This window comes from Arthrobacter sp. 2RAF6, assembly GCF_052115205.1.
Classification (GTDB): domain Bacteria; phylum Actinomycetota; class Actinomycetes; order Actinomycetales; family Micrococcaceae; genus Arthrobacter.
In genome coordinates, this window is the sequence record NZ_JBFRGF010000066.1 from 1 (window position 1) to 16,400 (window position 16,400).

Below are 16,400 nucleotides of genomic sequence, written 5' to 3' on the forward strand. Positions count from 1 at the left end.
AACGCCAGCGAGTAACTCAGAACCTGCCCGGGCCCGACCATGGTCCCGGCCCCCGGATCCACGCCCTTGGAAGCCACCAGATGGGGCGTGAGGGTCGCGCAGGCGGTGTTGTCCGACGTCGGGCCCTGCTCCTGGCCCGCCGGCAGCGCAACCGAGTTGAACAGACCCGTCCCCGGCCCGGCGCACGCCGCCGGCTGGCTGGTGTCCGTGTAGCGGAACGTCACCGCGAGATTGAAGGTCTGCGTGACCCCCGCACCGATGACCGAACCGGCCGGTGCCAGCGCGTAAGGACCCGGTGCCGGGGACGAACCGCCCGCAGGAGCCCCGGCCCCGGACGTTCTCCAGGAAGCCCCCGTGACAGCCAGGTTCGGGGCGAACGCCGGCGTGTCCGTCAGTCCGCCGTAAGTCCCGGCCGCCGAGCCGGTGTTGGAGACGGTGACAGTGTAGTTCGCGACAAAGTTGCCGTTCGCGTCAGGACCGGTAACCGCCCCGGCAGTCTTGGCGACGTTGATGATCGGGGGGATTACTGTGACGGTTGCTTTCGCGGTGCTTGTTACCGGGACGTTGGTGCTGATCCCCTTGCCGGTGACTGTGGCTGTGTTGGTCGTGGTGGACGAGATGATCTGGGTGCAGGTGAAGATCCATGTCTCTCCTGGATCCAGGATGTTGTTGGAGTTGGCATCGCCGGTGTAGGTGGCGGGAACGGTGCATTTGTCATCGGACAGGACGACGTTCTTGATTGGTTCGTTGCCTGTGCCGGTGGTCACCGCGTAGGTGTACGTCACGGATCCGGAGCCATTCACCGTGGTGGGCGAAGCCGTCTTGGCGACCGCGACGGCGGGTCTGAAGATCGTAGTGACTGTCGGGTCGGAGGCACCGGGCTTCGATGGGTCATCGGTCAGTAGTGGTGAGCCACCGCCACCGACGTACTTGACGGACCCCTGGTTGCTCACGCTGGTCCCGGCGCTTGCGTTGACGGTGACTTTGAACGTGATGGTCGCTGCGTCCCCGGCGGGGATGACTCCGGCGTTCGCCGTGGTGGAGCCGTGGATCTCCCGGGTCGTCGTGTATGGCATGCCGCCTGAGTCGGCGACTGTTGCGTTGTTGAGGGTCGTTGAACCGGCGAGATAGTTCGTGCCGGTGGGAACCGCGTCCTGGAAAGTGGCACCTGTGGCAGACAGGTTGCCGATGTTTGAGACCTTGATCGTGTAGGTGAGGGTGTCACCGACCTTGGCCGGTCCACTGGGGCTGACGGACTTGGATGCTGTGAGCTGAGGCTTGGGCAGGGCACATGATGCGAGGTCTCCGAGCGTGCCTCGCCCGGTACCAGTGGTTTTCTGGGTGGTGGCCCCCGTATCTTTGTTGATCGTGTAGAGGTACCAGGTGTTGCCGTTGTTGACGGTGCCACTGTTGGCCGAGGCGTAGAGGTTGCCGTTGGTGTCGAAGGCGATGCCATTGTAGAACGTCGCTCCGCTGCCGGTTGGTGCGCTCATGATGCCCACGAGCTGGGCCTGCGGCGTGCTGGTCGCAAGGCTGGCTGCCGAGATTGTATAAAGGTAAGTTGTTCCGGATGACGAGTCAGCAACCAGGGCCCACATGTTACCGATGCCGTCGAAGGCGATGTCCCCTGATGCGAGCGTGGCGAAGTTGACACCGTTGCTGGCCGTCACGGTCTTCCCCGTAGACACTCCGCCAGCCACAGTCCAGCTGTAAATCAAGCCGTTGTTCGCCAGCGACCACAAGGTGCCTCCTTCGTCGAAGGCCAGCCGGTTGGTCTGGAACGCCACCAGCGACGCACCACTCGCAACCTGGGTTTCGGTTCCGCGCACCGTGTCGTAGCGGTAGAGCGCTGTGGAGAAGGACGATGCTGACGATGCTGTGGTTCGTGGCGTGTAGTAGATGTAGTTCGGGGCAAGCGGGTTGATCGCTATGGCCGCGGTACTGTCGAACGCTGGTTGGCCTGGCGCGGTGATGTCCCGTACGAGGGTCGAGGTGGGGAGCAGGGTGCCAAGGCTTCCGACTCCGCCGCCGTTGTTGTTCAGTGATCCGTACCAGATCGTGTCGCAGTTGTATGTGGGCACCTGCACGTCGACGGTGGCTTTCGGGGCGACGGTCGAGGATGTCCCGAAACAACCGAACAAGCCACACGAGGTGTTGAAAGTGAACGTAGCGGTGTTCGTGGTTGTGACTGTCACCGTCTGAGTACAGGTGAAGGTGACGGTTGCGCCCGCGGGGATGAATGCGTACGGGTTGAAGAGCTCGCCGCTCAGCCCCGAGCTCGAGGGCGTTCCACACTTGTCGTCAGAGGCGCCGACGAAATATTCGTTGGCGCTCGTGTTGTTCTTGACCGTGTAGGTGTAGGTGACGCTGCCACCACCCAGTGGAAGGCTGTAGGTGCTTGCCGTTTTGGTCGCCGTGATCCGACCGTCAGTCGATGTGACTGTCCCACCGGATCCCCCCGCATTCGCCGCGGAGGCGCCCATGGCCGTCTGGAAGGCGACAAGAAGTGGAACGATCAGGGCAACAGCCACAACTGAGGCGACAGCACGGCGAAACGCTCCAGCATTGACGAAGCTGGCCAGCACGCTCTTCATCATTTTGCTGATGCGTGAAACGCGGTTGTATGAGGCCTTCAAGTGCGGCGCCCTTTCGTAGTGACGATCGGCGCGGCCTTTAACCATTCCTGCCGTTCCACTCAATCAAGTGAGAGCTGGCATCCAGTCGTGACGGCGAAATTGAAAACTTTTTTCTGACCGGCCCGGTGCCAGGAAAATCTCCGCTTCAAGTAGCGCCTCACCGTCGGCCCGCGCTCAGACGGAACGCAGAACGAGAGGAGTAGGAGATTTCAACTTGTCAGGGCGGGGCTGCTGAAGGTGGCCACAGGTGAAACGGAGGGCCCCGAATCCAAATGCTGTCTATTCGTCCTTCCCATGGTTGTTGAGAAGGTCTGGGATCTGGTTTCGAAGCATGTGTGCTGCGATGCCGAGAGCTACGAGTGATGCGCCGAGCGGGGCAAGCCCGAAGCGTACGACTGAACCGATGAAGCTTGTGAGCCATAGGCCGACACCCCCACCGGCGCCTCCTTGGAGAGAGAAAAGCAGCGAAAGTAAGTTCGTGGCCAATGTTCCGAAGATAACTCCGCCCGCGCAGACAATCACGCCAATAATGAGTAGCCGGTTTCTTACGTGGGCAAAAATATGTGGTGTTTGCAATTGAAGCTCCTATTCATGGCGCCGGATTCCATTCCGCGGGTTCAAGACCCCGCCAGCGGAAGTAGCGATTGCCGGACCGACGAAGGGTGGGCGGCTCAATCCGAGCCGCTCACCCTTCTAAACGGTCTCCTCCATTCGCGCCTTAGCTAATTTTCACGGCCGGGAGGGGATCAGGAACGGATGTTCCAACAGACAGTGACGTGAGCAGAACTACAGTGTTCATCACCGGAACGGCCAGACTGACTAAGAGCGCTATGCGGTACGCGTGCTGACCGGTGCCGCGCTGACCGGCAATAGCCCACACCAACGCAAGCACGGACAGCGCAGTCCCCAGAAGCGGGTGCAGGACTGCCAAGACGCCCCCAATGACCCCGACAATTACGCACAGTCGGGAAAACAGGATGCCGCTTTCGGTACCGTTTACGTTCGCGGTCATTTTGAAACTCCTGTCCTAATAGATTCCGGTTCCAAATGCTGCTTACTCGTTCTTCTTATTGTTGTTGAGAAGGTCCGGGATTTGGTTTCGGAGTATGTGTGCTGCGATGCCGAGAGCTACGAGTGATGCGCCGAGCGGGGCAAGCCCGAAGCGTACGACTGAAACGATGAAGCCTGTCAGCCCTAGGCCGACGCCCGCGCCAGCCCCTCCTTGGAGGGAGAAAAGCAACGAAAGTAAGTTTGTGGCCAACGTTTCGAAGATGACTCCGCCCGCGCAGACAATGACGCCAATAATGAGCAGCCGGTTTCTTACTTGGACCATGCGACCCCCTATATGACTAGTTGACTTCTACCTGAATTGTCCCGGAACACCCGCGTACACGACCATGGACTTGGCCATGAACGTGGGGTAGGCGAGAACGTTGTCCCAAGGGACACGGCTAGACCCGCTCTTCCCGCAACCGGTTCCGTACCAACGCTTCCAGAGTCCAAAGCTCCCGCCGTTGTAGCCCGTGTAGTACCCGGATCCCTGGGTGCACACGCCAACGTCGGCTGCGGGCGCAACACTCCAGCCGTAGTACTTTTCTGAAACATGGCTGTAGGACGTTAAGCGCCGGATCTCGGCGCTCCAGCTACCTCCCAGAGGGGCCCAGAAGGACGTGTGGTGGTCGGTCGCTGCCGTTGCACTCACTGCTTGAAATGACGGGGCCAAGATAGAGTCGCTTTTTTCTGGCGCGTTTGCCAATGTGTAGAGATTGCCAAGCTGAGACACGGGAAATTCGCCCGGTTTGAGGTGAAGATCCCTCGCAACTTCAGGAGTGACGATTAGCGCCCCTTCGGCTTCGGTCGGCAGCGGGTAGAAAGTTGCGCCTCCATCCAACGTGGTTCCGACGGCGTTCTCGTCCATCACATAAACGCCGTCGTACTTCTTGGCGATTTCATGCTCTGGGCTGGCACTTCGCGCAGGCGATAGCCCCAGATCCCAGACGACAGGCTGGACTCCACGACTGGTATCGGCTCGTATCGGCTGATCTTCCCATTCCAGGGGTGCCGTGTTCCTTTGAGCGGTACCTGCCTGTGCTGGTGCGGCAATAAAGATGGCCGCAATCAAAGAAAGACATGCAGTAGCTGAGGCAAAAATATGTAGACGTCGCAAGGGAAACTCCTATTCATATAGGTGCCCCCGCGACCCACAGCTTGCAACAGATCTTATGACATTTTCGCCTTCGTTGGAAGGGATTTTCGGGCGTCCGTTGAACGATGCTTCGGAAAGTCGCCAGTCAATTTCGAGCAAACTCGTCCCACCTGAGTTATTAATTTGGCATTTGAAAAGGAGGATTAACGTAGTCGACTCTGGCAAGTTTTCTCGATCTACGCCCCGATGGTCACTCTCAGTTCCCCGGAAAGACCCGGGCTGCGAAGCCTTCCGGCGGCCCGTGCGGGGGACTAGGATACCGGAATGAAAGTTACGTTGCTCCGCGGGGAGGGCGAGGGCGGCCCCGATTGCCCACATCAATTCGTTGGTCGCTGCGATGATTGCCGCGACGCCGAACGAAATTCGAGTGGCGAATCGGGTGGCCATGAGCCGGTAGGCCCCAGCGAATAGTCCGCAGTGTTGCCTCCGAGAGGTGTCCTTCGTCGGTATTGCCTCGGAATGAGTAGGTCGGATCCATGCGGATTACCGTGATTGGGCGAGGTCACGTCGGCGGCGCCTTGGCGCGACGCTGGACGGCTGCAGGCCACGATGTGGCCTTCAACACCAACTTCGCTTCGATCTATGACGCCGTCGACGCGGAGCCAATGCTACCTGGGACCCTCTTCGCGTCCGACGCCGATGCTCGAGAGGCGACCGAGCAACTCATCCGGGACGCAGGATTCGAGCCGATACATCATGGCGACTTGGCGAAGGCTCCGCTGCTGGAAAGCCTCATCACCCTGACCTCAACGCTGGACAGGGGAGAGCTCGGTCCGTTCTTCTACCGCTTCAACCGCTTCAACCGCCCCGGCGAGCTGGCGGCACGCTTTAGCCTTAACCCACGCTGAGCGGCGCGGTGATGCACTCTAGGAATGCGGCTCCCGGTAGGCGCGCACCATAGTCTCCTTTTGATCGAGCTCAGCTGCGCGTGCACGCGCGGCCTTCTCCCTCCGGTAAAGAACTACTTCATTGATCACGTACAAAACCAGAACCATCGATGGCAAGAGGATTCGAAGCCACAGGTCCCAATTGCTCATAAAAAGGATCGACAGGGACACCATAAAGATCGGCGGATGCGCGTAGCTGTACCATTTCACGATTGACCCCCACGGACATCCTCCGGCTTTACGTAAGGCCCGTGCTTGCGCGCCCATCCGAAACAGCCGATGAAAAGGGCCGCTGCAAGGACCGGAACGAGGTACCAGCCGAGTTCGCTCCCCCGGAGCAAAAGTGCAACGTTGAATGTGATGATGGCGCTGAACACAGGGACCGGTGCGGCCATCGCCCCAGACCTCATCGCTTCGCGTCGCCATTGACCGTACAGGGCCGCGGTCGCAAGAAACACCGCCATGAGGCAACCGCCCAGAACGAGAAGGAGCGGAACAGGAGCGAACCCAACCACGATTACCGTCGCGCCGAGCAACGCACTCAAAGTAAACCAGTATCTAGATCGCACGGTCATTAGACTCTCGCCCATCACAATGTCCCCAACCTGTTGTATTCCGAAACAGGACAGGACGGCCCAGACACGAGTGCTCAGATCCCCACTCGGCACAGGGCCTCAAAGGGATACGACCGTATTGCGTCCTGTTCTCTATGAATTTGGATCTCTAACAGGATCGGCGCCGGTCCTTAGGTTCAGAATAAGTGCCGGCATTTGCCACTGACTATCCGATGGACAAGAAATGAGTGGCTGTATTGGAAAATTGAGTGTTCGAACGGCAATTTTTGTGAGGTCTCCACCCGAACACTCAGTAGTCCTCCTCGTTCAATCACATTGAACGAGGAGGAATATTGAACACCCAACCCCTACTGCAGCTTGAACAAATTGTGCGTCGCCGGCCCCTCCAGTAGCTTTCCCGCGGCCGAGTAACGCGATCCGTGCAGGGGGCAGTCCCAGGACTTTTCGGCGTCGTTCCAGTGCAGGATCCCGCCCAGGTGCGCGCATTCTGCGGACACCCTGCACACCACGCCATCCACCGTGCAGATAGCCGCGGGCTTCCCATGGAAAAGTCCCGTGACGCCCGTGCCCTCGGCGGGGTTGGTTTCCTCCGTGATGGCCGGCTTTTCCTTCAGGGCTGCCTTGTCCCGGAAATTCTGCTGCTGCGTCTCCACGTTCAACGAAATCGTCGACGCTGCACCGCGGGGACCCGTGACCCGGTGGTGGATGGTGTGGGCCCACTCGAGCTTTTCGCCACGGATATCGGCGGTGATATCCAGCGCCGCCGCTACACCATTTGTCATCCCCCACTTGTTGTAGCCGGTGCCGAAGAAGATCTTCCCGTGGCCCCGGGGGAACCTGCCGAAGAACGGCATGAGGTTACCGGCCTGGTAATCCTGGGCAGCCCACGTGTGCGTCACCTCGGCACCCGGATAGTGCTGTTGAGCCCAGCCGAGCAGCTCGTTCACATGGACCTGCGTCGACGGCGCCCGGCCGCCCGCATGCCCGAACCCGCCCACCAGAAGCAACGCCCCGCCGTCGGGCACCGGATAGTCCCTCAGCGAGCGGGTGGGCGGCTCAGCGGAAAGGTACATCCCCGGCGGCGGGCTCATGCCTTCCGGCAGCCGCAGCGCGGCGGCGTACGAACGATTCGGCCGCAGCTTCGCGAAGTAGAGCCCGCGGTTCAGGATGGGTGTCCCGGTGGCGAGCACCACGTTGCGGGCCCGGACCTCGCCCTTCCTGGTGACCACCGTCAGGGGATCGCCGTTGCGGACGTTCATGACGCGGATACCCTCCACGATGCTGCCGCCGGCAGCGCGAACATCCGCGGCCAGCGCATCCAGGACGTCCATCGGGTTGAATTGGGCCTGCTTCGGAAGCCGCAAGGCGGCGTCGACGTCGAACGGCAGCCCCGTCTCCCGGGTGGACTTGACGTTCAGCCCGGCAGCCCTCGAAACGTTGGCCTCGGCGACGAGGTGTTCCGCGCCAGTGGGTGTGGTGGCGAAAGTGTAAGCATCCCGGTACTGGTAAGGCACGCCCCGGCCCTCGAGGTAGTCGAGCAGCCACCTCTGGCCTGCCCTGTTCGCGTCAACGTAGGCACGAACCACGTTCACGGAATACTGGTTCCGAAGCCGAGACAGCGTGGTGCCCTGCAACAGGCTCAGCTTGGCCGTGGTGTTGCCGGTGTTGACCGCTCCGATATGTCGGGCCTCGAGGACCAGCACGTTGCTCCCGGTCCGTGCCAGCATGAGTGCCGTGGCCAAGCCCGTGATTCCGGCGCCGACCACGACGGCGTCGTAACTGTTCCCGGGCGTGAATTCATCGGGGCTCGCGGCTGCGGAAGCCTCGCGCGCGTCTAGCCACAAAGAAGTCATAGCGGTCCCACGTCCCTTCAGCCGGTCGCGGTCCACACCGGAAGTAGCGCGGCGGCGGCCCGGTAGTGCCAGAGAAGCAGAAGGCCGCGAGAGAAGCAATAGGGGAGCGCCGCCGTCGTGCGCCTAGCCCGTCCAAAACTTCCTGAAGCGCCCGTATCCTGATTTGCCCCGTTCTTTTGGGGGGCTAGTCTGTCAGGTCCGGTTCAGCCAGGTACGCAGGGTCCTGCCGCGACCGCCAAGGGAGGCGAGATGCCGGGCACGCCCGCCCCACTTTGCCCATTCGCGAGGCTGGACCGAGGGCCGGCCAAGGTGGTAACCCTGTCCGAGGGTTACTCCCAGGCCTGCAAGAGTGGCGAGTTCGTCCTTGGTTTCGATCCGTTGGGCAGTCAGGGGCGCCCCGATCTCCCGCGCGAACCGGACCTCCGCCTCGACGAGTTCCTGCCGAAGGGGATCCAGATTGAGACCTGCAGTCAGATTCCGCTCCAGCTTGATCATCTCCGGCTTGAGCCGAAGAATATGGCTGGCCCCGGCGAAGAAGGAACCCGTATTTTCGATGGACAAGCGCACGCCGGCGCTGCGCAGCGGAGCCACCGCCGCGTCAAGCGAAGCAGCCTGCTCCTGCGGGAACTTCCCGGAGACTTCAAGGATCACCCGGTTTGGCGCCACCGGAGTTTGATCGAAAAGCCCAGGAAGACGCGGATCGAGGCAGACCTCGTCGGAAAGCTTCAACGCCACGAAAAGGTGGGGCGGCAGCTCCAGCGCGGCCTTGAGCCCCGACTCCAACGCCGCGAATTCAAGGTCAGTTCGGAGCCCCGAGTCCTCGGCTTCGGCGAACCAATAATCGGCCGGGTCACCACTATCGCTAACGAAGCGGGTCAAAGCCTCGGCGCCGACGACCGTACCGGTGGTGAGGTCGAAAACGGGCTGGAAGGCGGTCATCAGCATCCGGTCCCTGAGGACCGCCTCAAGCCGCGGGCTGCTGGGGTGCTGGCTGCTTGGGTCGCCTTGCGGCTCCGGGCCGTCTTGCGGAGCCGGGCCGTCTTGCGCGTCCGGCTGGACCGACCTGAGCGAAGACAAGTGCTCCAACAGCGCCTCTTCCGGACGCCCGGGGTGGGCGGCAATGTGCTGGCGAAGTTGCTCGCGCACCGCCTCCGTTGCCTGCGAAGAGTCCGACAAGACTTCCTCGATGATTTCCAGGACCTGGAGACGCAGCCCACGCAACTGCTCGAGGGGCGGCTCCACAGTCTCCGGACTGGCCCGCGTCCCGGCGTTGTTCAAAGACGGTTTCCGCGTTGACATGAAATTATTCCTTTGCCTTTAGCTCCGGCTGAGCCCGGGACGTGCAAACAAGGCAAACACTACAGCCGAATAAACCGGTCGTCCCGGATTGAAATGAAATCTTCATTGGGATGTAACGCGTCGTGTACACCGGGTGCCGTTACGCCCGTCCGTGCTCTGCTCCGGAATCTTCCGCGCCCGACAGGAGTGCGTAATATCCCGGGACCCACTGCGGAAGACCGCTGGCGTTCATCGGGACCACTTCGATATTAACCGGGCCGTCCGCAATCAACTTCCAGTCTGAATCCGAAAATACGCCGTGCCGTTCCCTGGCACCGAAATGCCCGGGCCGGGGAAGGTTCTCCAAGGCGCGCCGCAGCTGCAGGGGCATGCTTTGCCGGGTGGCGCCGAGCTCCGTCAGGTAACCGAGGCTATTTCCGCGGAAGTTGGTTTCGGCCAGTAATACCCGGCCTCTGTTCCCGATGACGGTTCGCAAGTTGGCAGCCATGGCGGTTTGCTTGCCGGGTTTCAGGACGTGGAAGACTCCGCGGACAAAGACATTGGCCGGCCCCAGCCGCTCCAACAGGAGCTCTCCGGCACCGGCCGCCGCAGCATCCAGAACCATGAAGTCGGCATTCTGGATGCCTTCTGCTTCCTTGCCCGCCCTCTCGATCGCCCCCTTGGATACGTCGATCCCGAGAACTCGTGGAAACAGGCCGGCAAGCCAGCGGGTGTGGGTTCCGTTGCCACACCCGACGTCAACTACCGGAAGGGCTGGATCAAAATGAGCCGCAATCGCATCGGAGTACTGCGCACGCTCGGCCGGGGAGTCGGAGTCCCAAAGCACGTCTCCGGAACGGCCAGTAGTGCGGATTCCGCGCCAGTATCCCTCCCACGCGGTGTCCGGATTTCTCGGTGCCCGGGAAGCGAGGCGGACTACTGTGGGGACAAGCAGCATCTGGTCCCAAAGCTTCGACATGCGCTAACTCTACAGATGCCGCGCGGGCCGGCGGAGCTGATGCGGTATTTCCGCGGCCGGTACCGGATATCCGTAAAAGTAGCCTTGCCCGTAGAGGCAACCCATGGCCCGCAGCTGGGCCGCCTGCTCGGCGGTTTCGATGCCTTCCACGGTCGCGTTGAGCCCCGCAGCGAAAATCAGCTGCAGAATTGCTGAAACGAAGTTTTGCTGCCGGGGGTCCGACTCCATGTCCTTTATGAGGGACTGATCGACCTTCACTGTGTCTGCCGGAAGCGACCGAAGGTAGCTGATGGACGAATAGCCGGTACCGAAGTCGTCAATTTGCAGCCCCACGCCGAGCTCCCGGAGCCTGCTCAGGACCTGTTCCTGTCCGGTTCCCCGGGACATCAATACCGTCTCGGTGATCTCCAGGACCAGACGCCGCGGATCCACGCCATACCTGTCCAGCGTGTCCCTGATGTCCTCCAGCAAGTCGGTTCGCAGCAGTTCGGCGGCAGAAAGATTGATGTGCAGACAAAAGTCCGTCAGGTCCGGGTCGGTTTGGCTCCAGCGCCTCATTTGGGCGAGACCTTCATGCAGCACCCACCGTCCCAGCTCAAAGATCAGACCGGTTTCTTCTGCGATGCCAATGAAGCTGCCCGGCATGATGGTTCCGCGGACAGGGTGATGCCATCGGAGGAGGGCTTCGATGCCAATGACGCGGCCGGAAGCCAATTCGACCACCGGCTGATACAGCAGCCCCAGTTCCCCTCCGGCAACAGCGGTGCGTAGTTCGGCGGTTATTCGCGACCGCTCCTGGACGGCGTCGAGCATCTCCGGGTGGAAGAGCTGGACATTGTTGCGGCCCCGCGCCTTTGCCTGGTACATGGCAATGTCCGCATCGCGCATCAGCGCCTCCGCCCGGTACCCCGGCCTGCCGATGCAAACGCCGATGCTCGCCATCGCCCAAACCGTTTCTATTCCGATAGACATGCTGTCCTGCAGATACTCCGATGCACGGTGCGCAATTCGCAGGATCTCCTCTTCCGGGGCCGCGGTAATGAGGATGGCAAACTCATCCCCGCCCAGGCGGGCCACAGTATCCTGTGTCCTGGCGGCGGCGCGGAGACGTTTGGCAACTTCCACCAGCACGGCGTCACCGGCGCTATGGCCCAGGATGTCATTGATGACCTTGAATGAGTCCAGATCCAGGAGCAACACGGCCGGGGCTTTTCCGCCGTCCGTGCTGGACAGGATCGCTTCCTGGATCCGCTCGGTAAGCAGCGTCCTGTTTGCAAGGCCCGTGAGGGAATCTGTCTTGGCCATCTGTTCCAGCTCGACCTGCGTTCGCCGCAACATAGCCGTGCGGGCGGCCACCCGCTGTTCCAGATCCGAATGAATGTGGCCCAGTTCCTCTGCGAGCAGGTTGACTCCCGTGATGACAGCATCAATGTCATCCCGATGCTCCGACGGTTGAATGCGTGCGTCCAGATCGCCCGCAGCCAATCGGACAACGCCGTCAACCAGCAGCTGCAGGCGAGGGTCCTCTACGCTCTCCCTCGAGGTCATCTAAGCGCAGCGGGCAGAAGCAGGAAGCACATCCGGGGCTCACACACCCGCATTAAGCCAGTCCAAGGCCTCGCTGCGCGATGTAAAAAAACGGGTCGGGCAAGGCGGGATGTGCACTCCGAGGAAGAAGTTCGCCAGGACCCGGTCTACAGGCGACGTACCCAACAAAGCGATGCGCGAAGCGCCGCAGGGAATAGACCATATACCCCTGGCCTCTCGGCTGACGGAAGCGACGGTGGCCATGTCTACAAGCATTGGATGCTGATCCTGCTGGCATAGATCGTTGACTTTCGCCATGGCCGCCCGGGCATCCTCAACTTGAATGTCGACCCCGGGAAGCCAGCGCAGATGGAGAAGTCCGTCGACGCCTAAAGCGACACTGGCCTTTCCACCGTCCGCAGTATCCGGCACCACGATCACGTCCTATGGCTGTCCCTAGTTAACAAGTAGCAATCGCTAGTCCCGATAGCGTAGCTTCCCGGGCATTGGTCCTCAAGCCCTCTACGGATTTCGAACGGCCCGGGTCTCAACTGCGCCTTTCCTCCCGATCCTCCCGGCTCCACGTGGGTAGAATCGAGGCCTGAACACTGCCGGAACGCATCAGACGGAGAAACAATGTCAGCATGGCTCGAAGTCGGCCCTAACAACTACGTGTTGGAGACCGAAGGGTGCCTGCTCAACACGGGCCTCGTTGTAGGCACGGAACGAGCCATGGTGATCGACACCGGTTGCGGCCCCCGCCAGGGCAGGCAGATCCTCGCCGCCGTCCGCGAAAAGACCCAGCTGCCGCTCGTCGTCGTGAACACCCACGCCCACTACGACCACTACTTCGGCAACGCCGTTTTTGCCGACGACGGCGTCACCGAGTTTTGGGGGCACGTCAACTGTGCTGCGACAATCGACGACGACGGCGACCACCAGCGCCGCTTCGTCGCCGCCACCGAACCGGAGATGGCCGCGGGCAAGGGCGACGCCGTCGAACTCGTCATTCCCAACGCGATCGTCAAGGACCAGCCCGTCCTGGTTGACCTCGGCGGCCTCACCGCCACCCTCTTCTACCTGGGCCGCGGCCACACGGACGGCGACCTCCTGGTAGGCACGCCCAGCACCCTTTTCGCCGGTGACCTCGTGGAACAAGGCGCGCACCCCTCGTTCGAGGACTCCTACCCGGAAGATTGGGCAGACGCCCTGCGGCACATCTCCGCCCTGCGGCACCGCTACGAGTTCCTCATCCCCGGCCACGGCAAGCCCTGCAGCGACCAATTCGTGAAGACCATGGCCGACACGATGTCCACAGCGGTACGGCAAGCAAGGCAGTCGATCCGGGACACGCCGTCGGACGCTACCAAAGCGATCCCGGTGCTTCCCTACGGACCCGAGCAATCACGCTGGTTCATCAAGCGGCTCCAGGAGACGCAAGCACACCACTAAGGGGTGTGTTTGAAGGCGTGGCTGGCTTCGCGGACCGCGTAGTAGATGATGACGCCTCCGGCCAGCGGATCGGCCCACCACCAGCCGAACAGCGCATTCAAGGCGAGCCCGGCCAGGACAGCGCCCGCGAGGTAGGCGTCCACCAAGGTCACTTTCCCTTCTGCGCGGAGCACCGGATTGCCCAAGCGATGCCCGGTGCGGATCTTGCCCCACGCCAGGGCGAGCATGACCGCGAAGGTCAGGGCCGTCCAGGCGATGCCCGGACCTGAGGTTGCAGGGCGGACTCCCGTGGCAAACACAACGGCCACCTGGACGAGCAGGTAAACGCCGAGAACGGCGAAGGCTATCCCTATCAGGCGCATCGCGGGGGCTTCGCGCTCCCTGTGGGAGCCTTTGAGCTGCCACACCACCACGATCGAAGCGAAGATCTCGATCAGGGAATCCAAGCCGAAACCGGCAAGGGCCGGGGAACCGGCCTGAATGGCGGCGGCCGCCAGGACTCCGAGGCCCACCACGTTCCAGCCTAGGGTTGCGTATTCAAGCCGCAGCCCGCGGCGCAACAAGAAGAGCCTGCGTTCCGTGGTCTGTGGCTGGGGTAGGGGAGTGGTCATCAGTGGGTTCCGGTTTCGTGGACGGCGTGGCCGGCGGGTTCGAGCTGGAAGGTGGAGTGTTCGACGTCGAAATGCCCGGTCAGGCAGCTTTGCAGTTGGTCAAGGATGAGCGGGGCATGTCCGTCGTGGAAGCAGCTCTCGTCCAGGACGACGTGCGCGGAGAGGGCCGGAAGATCCGAGGTGACGGTCCAGACGTGCAGGTCGTGGACGTCGTGCACGTGCCCGGTTTCGAGGAGGTGTTCCCTGACCTGGTCCAGGTCGACACCTTCCGGTGCGCCTTCCAGGAGGATCCTCCCTGAGTCCCGCAGCAGCCCCCACTCCGCGTGCAGCATCAGGGCCACCACGATGAGCGAAGCGATCGCGTCCGCACGGGCAAAACCGGTGGTCAGGACGATGAACCCGGCGACCGCCGTCGCGATGAACCCGTAGAGGTCGGTCAGGATGTGCTGGAAGGATCCCTCGACGTTCAGGCTGGACCGGTTGGCTTTGGCCAGCACCCACACCGCCACGAGGTTCACGATGACCCCGAGGATCGCGACGACCAGGACCGGGCCGCCGTCGACCGGTGGAGGATCGAGGAGGCGGTGGATGGCCTCCACAGCCACGAGGGCGCTGATGACCAGCAAGGTGATTCCGTTGGCGGCCGCGGAGAGGATTTCCGCGCGCTTGAATCCGAACGTCCAGATTCCCCGCGCCGGACGGGCCGCGAGGCTGATCGCCCACAGCGACGCGGCGATCGCCCCGGCGTCGGTGAGCATGTGCCCGGCGTCCGAGAGCAGCGCCAAGGACCCGGAAACGACGGCGACAATCACCTCGACGATCATGAAGCCGACGATCAGGGCCAGCGCGATAACCAGATAGCGCCGGTCCGCGTTCGCTGCTATTGCGTGGCTGTGGGCGTGGTGTTTGGCTGTGTTCCCTGCCGCGTCGTGGTGGTGGGTGCTCATTGGCCCTTGGCCTTCCGGGCGGGTGCGGTCTTGGCCGGCCCGGTGCTGGCGGGACTCGTGCGCTCGGGATGGACGGCGACGGTATGTCCGGTGTGGGTCAAGCCCAGGTCCAGCAGCATCCGGACATGCGCATCGTCCAGACGGTAGTAAGCCATCCGGCCGCGCCTCGAAACGGAAACCACCCGGTGGGCCCGCAGCAGCCGCAACGCATGACTGACCGCACTCTCGCTCATCGCCGTCGTCGCCGCGAGGTCGCACACGCACAGTTCCCCGCCTTCCAGCAGAGACGTCAACAGCCGCAGGCGCCCCGGATCGCCCAGCAGCGAGAACACATCCGCCAGCTCGGCAATGTCATGGTCCGAGGGCAGGGCGGCCCGGACGAGTTCGACCTTGTCCGGGTCGACAAGTTTCACGCCGCATTCATCGACAGCTTCACGGGCAGCCACGGGACCTCCAACATATGAACAAGTATTCAGATGTCAGTATAGGGGACACGGTTCTCAGCCAGGGGTTGCCAGCTGGGAACTTCCTCACAGTTATCCCTCTTGTTGCCTGAGCGAAACAATCGCGGCGTACGCTCCCCGTATGGGGAACAAGATGATTGGGCTCTCGGCCCGTGAATCGAAGCGGGAAATTCTGAAGCAGCGCCTTCAGGTGCTTGCGTACGTGGGGTTGGCGATCCTCGCTGCGGCGACTGTGGTCGTCGTCGTCATCGCCCTGCGACGCTAGGGGTGCGGTCGCATCCAAGACGAAAGTTTCGCTGATGGTGGACTCAATCTTCGCTATTTGGAGGTACCCAGAGGCCAGCGGGGCTGATATTTTCCTGTGTACTCATTTGAAGCAACAAAAAAATTGGGGGCACGATCATGTACAAAGCGCAGAAACTACTCTTCATGGTCGCCGTAGTCCTTGGAGCTGCCGCCGTTCTGGTCGTCAACTACATCTGGATCGGTTCGGCGGTATTTGGCCTCAACACCTCGCGGCTCGACCCCGAACAGGGTCCAACCTGGCCATTCGCGGTCGTTTCCTTCTCCGTCGTCGGCTCGCTTTTTGCCTTGATGGGAGGAATCCTCTTTGCGGTATTCAGCGCGCATCGGACACCCGATTCTACGGACCGGCGGTAACTCCATCCCGAACACTCACGCCGGTTCATCGGGCGAGCGCGAACTGGCAGTAGATGCCCTCTGGGAGCGATTTTGAGGGCATCAGCTGCCAGTTCGCGCTTCAGGAAGCCGGGCTTGAACCGGGTGCTGGGCCTCGGGCCACAAGTGCATCTGCCGCCTAGAGACCGACCGTGGGCGTGGCCCTGAAGGCGTTGACGGCCCTGTCTGCGATAACTTGGCCGTCACTTCCGGAATCAAGGATCGTATTCCGGGCTGATTCGGAATCAACCATGACGGCCGTAACGGCGAGGCCGTCCGTAGCTTCGGTCGTCAACAGCGCGTCCAC

17 protein-coding genes and 1 pseudogene are annotated in these 16,400 nt (G+C 61.9%); 4 read left to right on the forward strand and 14 right to left on the reverse strand.

What is annotated here, in order from left to right; all coding sequences use genetic code 11:
* From AB4Z38_RS24810 to AB4Z38_RS24825, 4 genes are all read right to left on the reverse strand, one after another.
* Nucleotides 1-2,636, reverse strand: a 2,636-nt coding sequence (locus AB4Z38_RS24810) for a hypothetical protein (protein ID WP_441432188.1), incomplete at its 3' end; no start/stop codon positions are given.
* A 718-nt stretch (nucleotides 2,637-3,354) separates the two neighbouring features.
* Nucleotides 3,355-3,648: a hypothetical protein gene (locus AB4Z38_RS24815; RefSeq protein ID WP_441432189.1), complete on the reverse strand. Its 294-nt coding sequence runs from the start codon at nucleotides 3,646-3,648 to the stop codon at nucleotides 3,355-3,357.
* 42 nt (nucleotides 3,649-3,690) lie between these two features.
* Nucleotides 3,691-3,969: a hypothetical protein gene (locus tag AB4Z38_RS24820; protein ID WP_441432190.1), complete on the reverse strand. Its 279-nt coding sequence runs from the start codon at nucleotides 3,967-3,969 to the stop codon at nucleotides 3,691-3,693.
* 27 nt (nucleotides 3,970-3,996) lie between these two features.
* Entirely contained in the window at nucleotides 3,997-4,803 is an 807-nt protein-coding gene (locus tag AB4Z38_RS24825; RefSeq protein WP_441432191.1) for a hypothetical protein, read from the reverse strand.
* A gap of 515 nt (nucleotides 4,804-5,318) precedes the next feature.
* Between AB4Z38_RS24825 and AB4Z38_RS24830 the strand changes: the two genes are divergently transcribed.
* Nucleotides 5,319-5,690, forward strand: coding sequence for a hypothetical protein (locus tag AB4Z38_RS24830; protein ID WP_441432192.1), 372 nt, complete (start codon nucleotides 5,319-5,321; stop codon nucleotides 5,688-5,690).
* A gap of 245 nt (nucleotides 5,691-5,935) precedes the next feature.
* Here the strand turns inward: AB4Z38_RS24830 and AB4Z38_RS24835 are convergent, their stop codons facing one another.
* From AB4Z38_RS24835 to AB4Z38_RS24860, 6 genes are all read right to left on the reverse strand, one after another.
* Entirely contained in the window at nucleotides 5,936-6,304 is a 369-nt protein-coding gene (locus tag AB4Z38_RS24835; RefSeq protein ID WP_441432193.1) for a hypothetical protein, read from the reverse strand.
* 347 nt (nucleotides 6,305-6,651) lie between these two features.
* Nucleotides 6,652-8,157: an FAD-dependent oxidoreductase gene (locus AB4Z38_RS24840; protein ID WP_441432194.1), complete on the reverse strand. Its 1,506-nt coding sequence runs from the start codon at nucleotides 8,155-8,157 to the stop codon at nucleotides 6,652-6,654.
* 192 nt (nucleotides 8,158-8,349) lie between these two features.
* Nucleotides 8,350-9,456 (reverse strand): EAL domain-containing protein, encoded by a 1,107-nt coding sequence (locus AB4Z38_RS24845; protein ID WP_441432195.1) that lies wholly within the window; start codon nucleotides 9,454-9,456, stop codon nucleotides 8,350-8,352.
* Nucleotides 9,457-9,595: 139 nt separating this feature from the next.
* A complete protein-coding gene (locus AB4Z38_RS24850) occupies nucleotides 9,596-10,414 on the reverse strand; it encodes a class I SAM-dependent methyltransferase (protein ID WP_441432196.1) in 819 nt (272 codons plus the stop codon).
* A 9-nt stretch (nucleotides 10,415-10,423) separates the two neighbouring features.
* Nucleotides 10,424-11,962: a putative bifunctional diguanylate cyclase/phosphodiesterase gene (locus tag AB4Z38_RS24855; protein ID WP_441432197.1), complete on the reverse strand. Its 1,539-nt coding sequence runs from the start codon at nucleotides 11,960-11,962 to the stop codon at nucleotides 10,424-10,426.
* Nucleotides 11,963-12,001: 39 nt separating this feature from the next.
* Nucleotides 12,002-12,376 (reverse strand): DUF7793 family protein, encoded by a 375-nt coding sequence (locus AB4Z38_RS24860; RefSeq protein WP_441432198.1) that lies wholly within the window; start codon nucleotides 12,374-12,376, stop codon nucleotides 12,002-12,004.
* Nucleotides 12,377-12,577: 201 nt separating this feature from the next.
* On the opposite strand from AB4Z38_RS24860, the gene AB4Z38_RS24865 reads away from it, so the two are divergent.
* Entirely contained in the window at nucleotides 12,578-13,393 is an 816-nt protein-coding gene (locus tag AB4Z38_RS24865) for an MBL fold metallo-hydrolase (RefSeq protein WP_441432199.1), read from the forward strand.
* Here the strand turns inward: AB4Z38_RS24865 and AB4Z38_RS24870 are convergent.
* From AB4Z38_RS24870 to AB4Z38_RS24880, 3 genes are read right to left on the reverse strand one after another with little or no spacing between them, the layout of a single operon-like run.
* Entirely contained in the window at nucleotides 13,390-14,004 is a 615-nt protein-coding gene (locus AB4Z38_RS24870) for a cation transporter (RefSeq protein ID WP_441432200.1), read from the reverse strand. The genes AB4Z38_RS24865 and AB4Z38_RS24870 overlap by 4 nt on opposite strands.
* Nucleotides 14,004-14,951, reverse strand: a complete 948-nt coding sequence (locus AB4Z38_RS24875) for a cation diffusion facilitator family transporter (RefSeq protein WP_441432201.1) — start codon at nucleotides 14,949-14,951, stop codon at nucleotides 14,004-14,006. The genes AB4Z38_RS24870 and AB4Z38_RS24875 overlap by 1 nt, the downstream gene beginning before the upstream one ends.
* Nucleotides 14,948-15,397 (reverse strand): ArsR/SmtB family transcription factor, encoded by a 450-nt coding sequence (locus AB4Z38_RS24880; protein ID WP_441432202.1) that lies wholly within the window; start codon nucleotides 15,395-15,397, stop codon nucleotides 14,948-14,950. The genes AB4Z38_RS24875 and AB4Z38_RS24880 overlap by 4 nt, the downstream gene beginning before the upstream one ends.
* 139 nt (nucleotides 15,398-15,536) lie before the next feature.
* Here AB4Z38_RS24880 and AB4Z38_RS24885 point away from each other — a divergent pair, with 139 nt between their 5' ends.
* Entirely contained in the window at nucleotides 15,537-15,680 is a 144-nt protein-coding gene (locus AB4Z38_RS24885; RefSeq protein ID WP_441432203.1) for a hypothetical protein, read from the forward strand.
* A 137-nt stretch (nucleotides 15,681-15,817) separates the two neighbouring features.
* On the forward strand, nucleotides 15,818-16,075 hold the full coding sequence (locus AB4Z38_RS24890; RefSeq protein ID WP_441432204.1) for a hypothetical protein: 258 nt from the start codon (nucleotides 15,818-15,820) through the stop codon (nucleotides 16,073-16,075).
* Nucleotides 16,076-16,232: 157 nt separating this feature from the next.
* On the opposite strand, the pseudogene AB4Z38_RS24895 reads toward AB4Z38_RS24890, so the two are convergent.
* Nucleotides 16,233-16,400: pseudogene (locus tag AB4Z38_RS24895) on the reverse strand (right-handed parallel beta-helix repeat-containing protein); the annotation flags it as partial.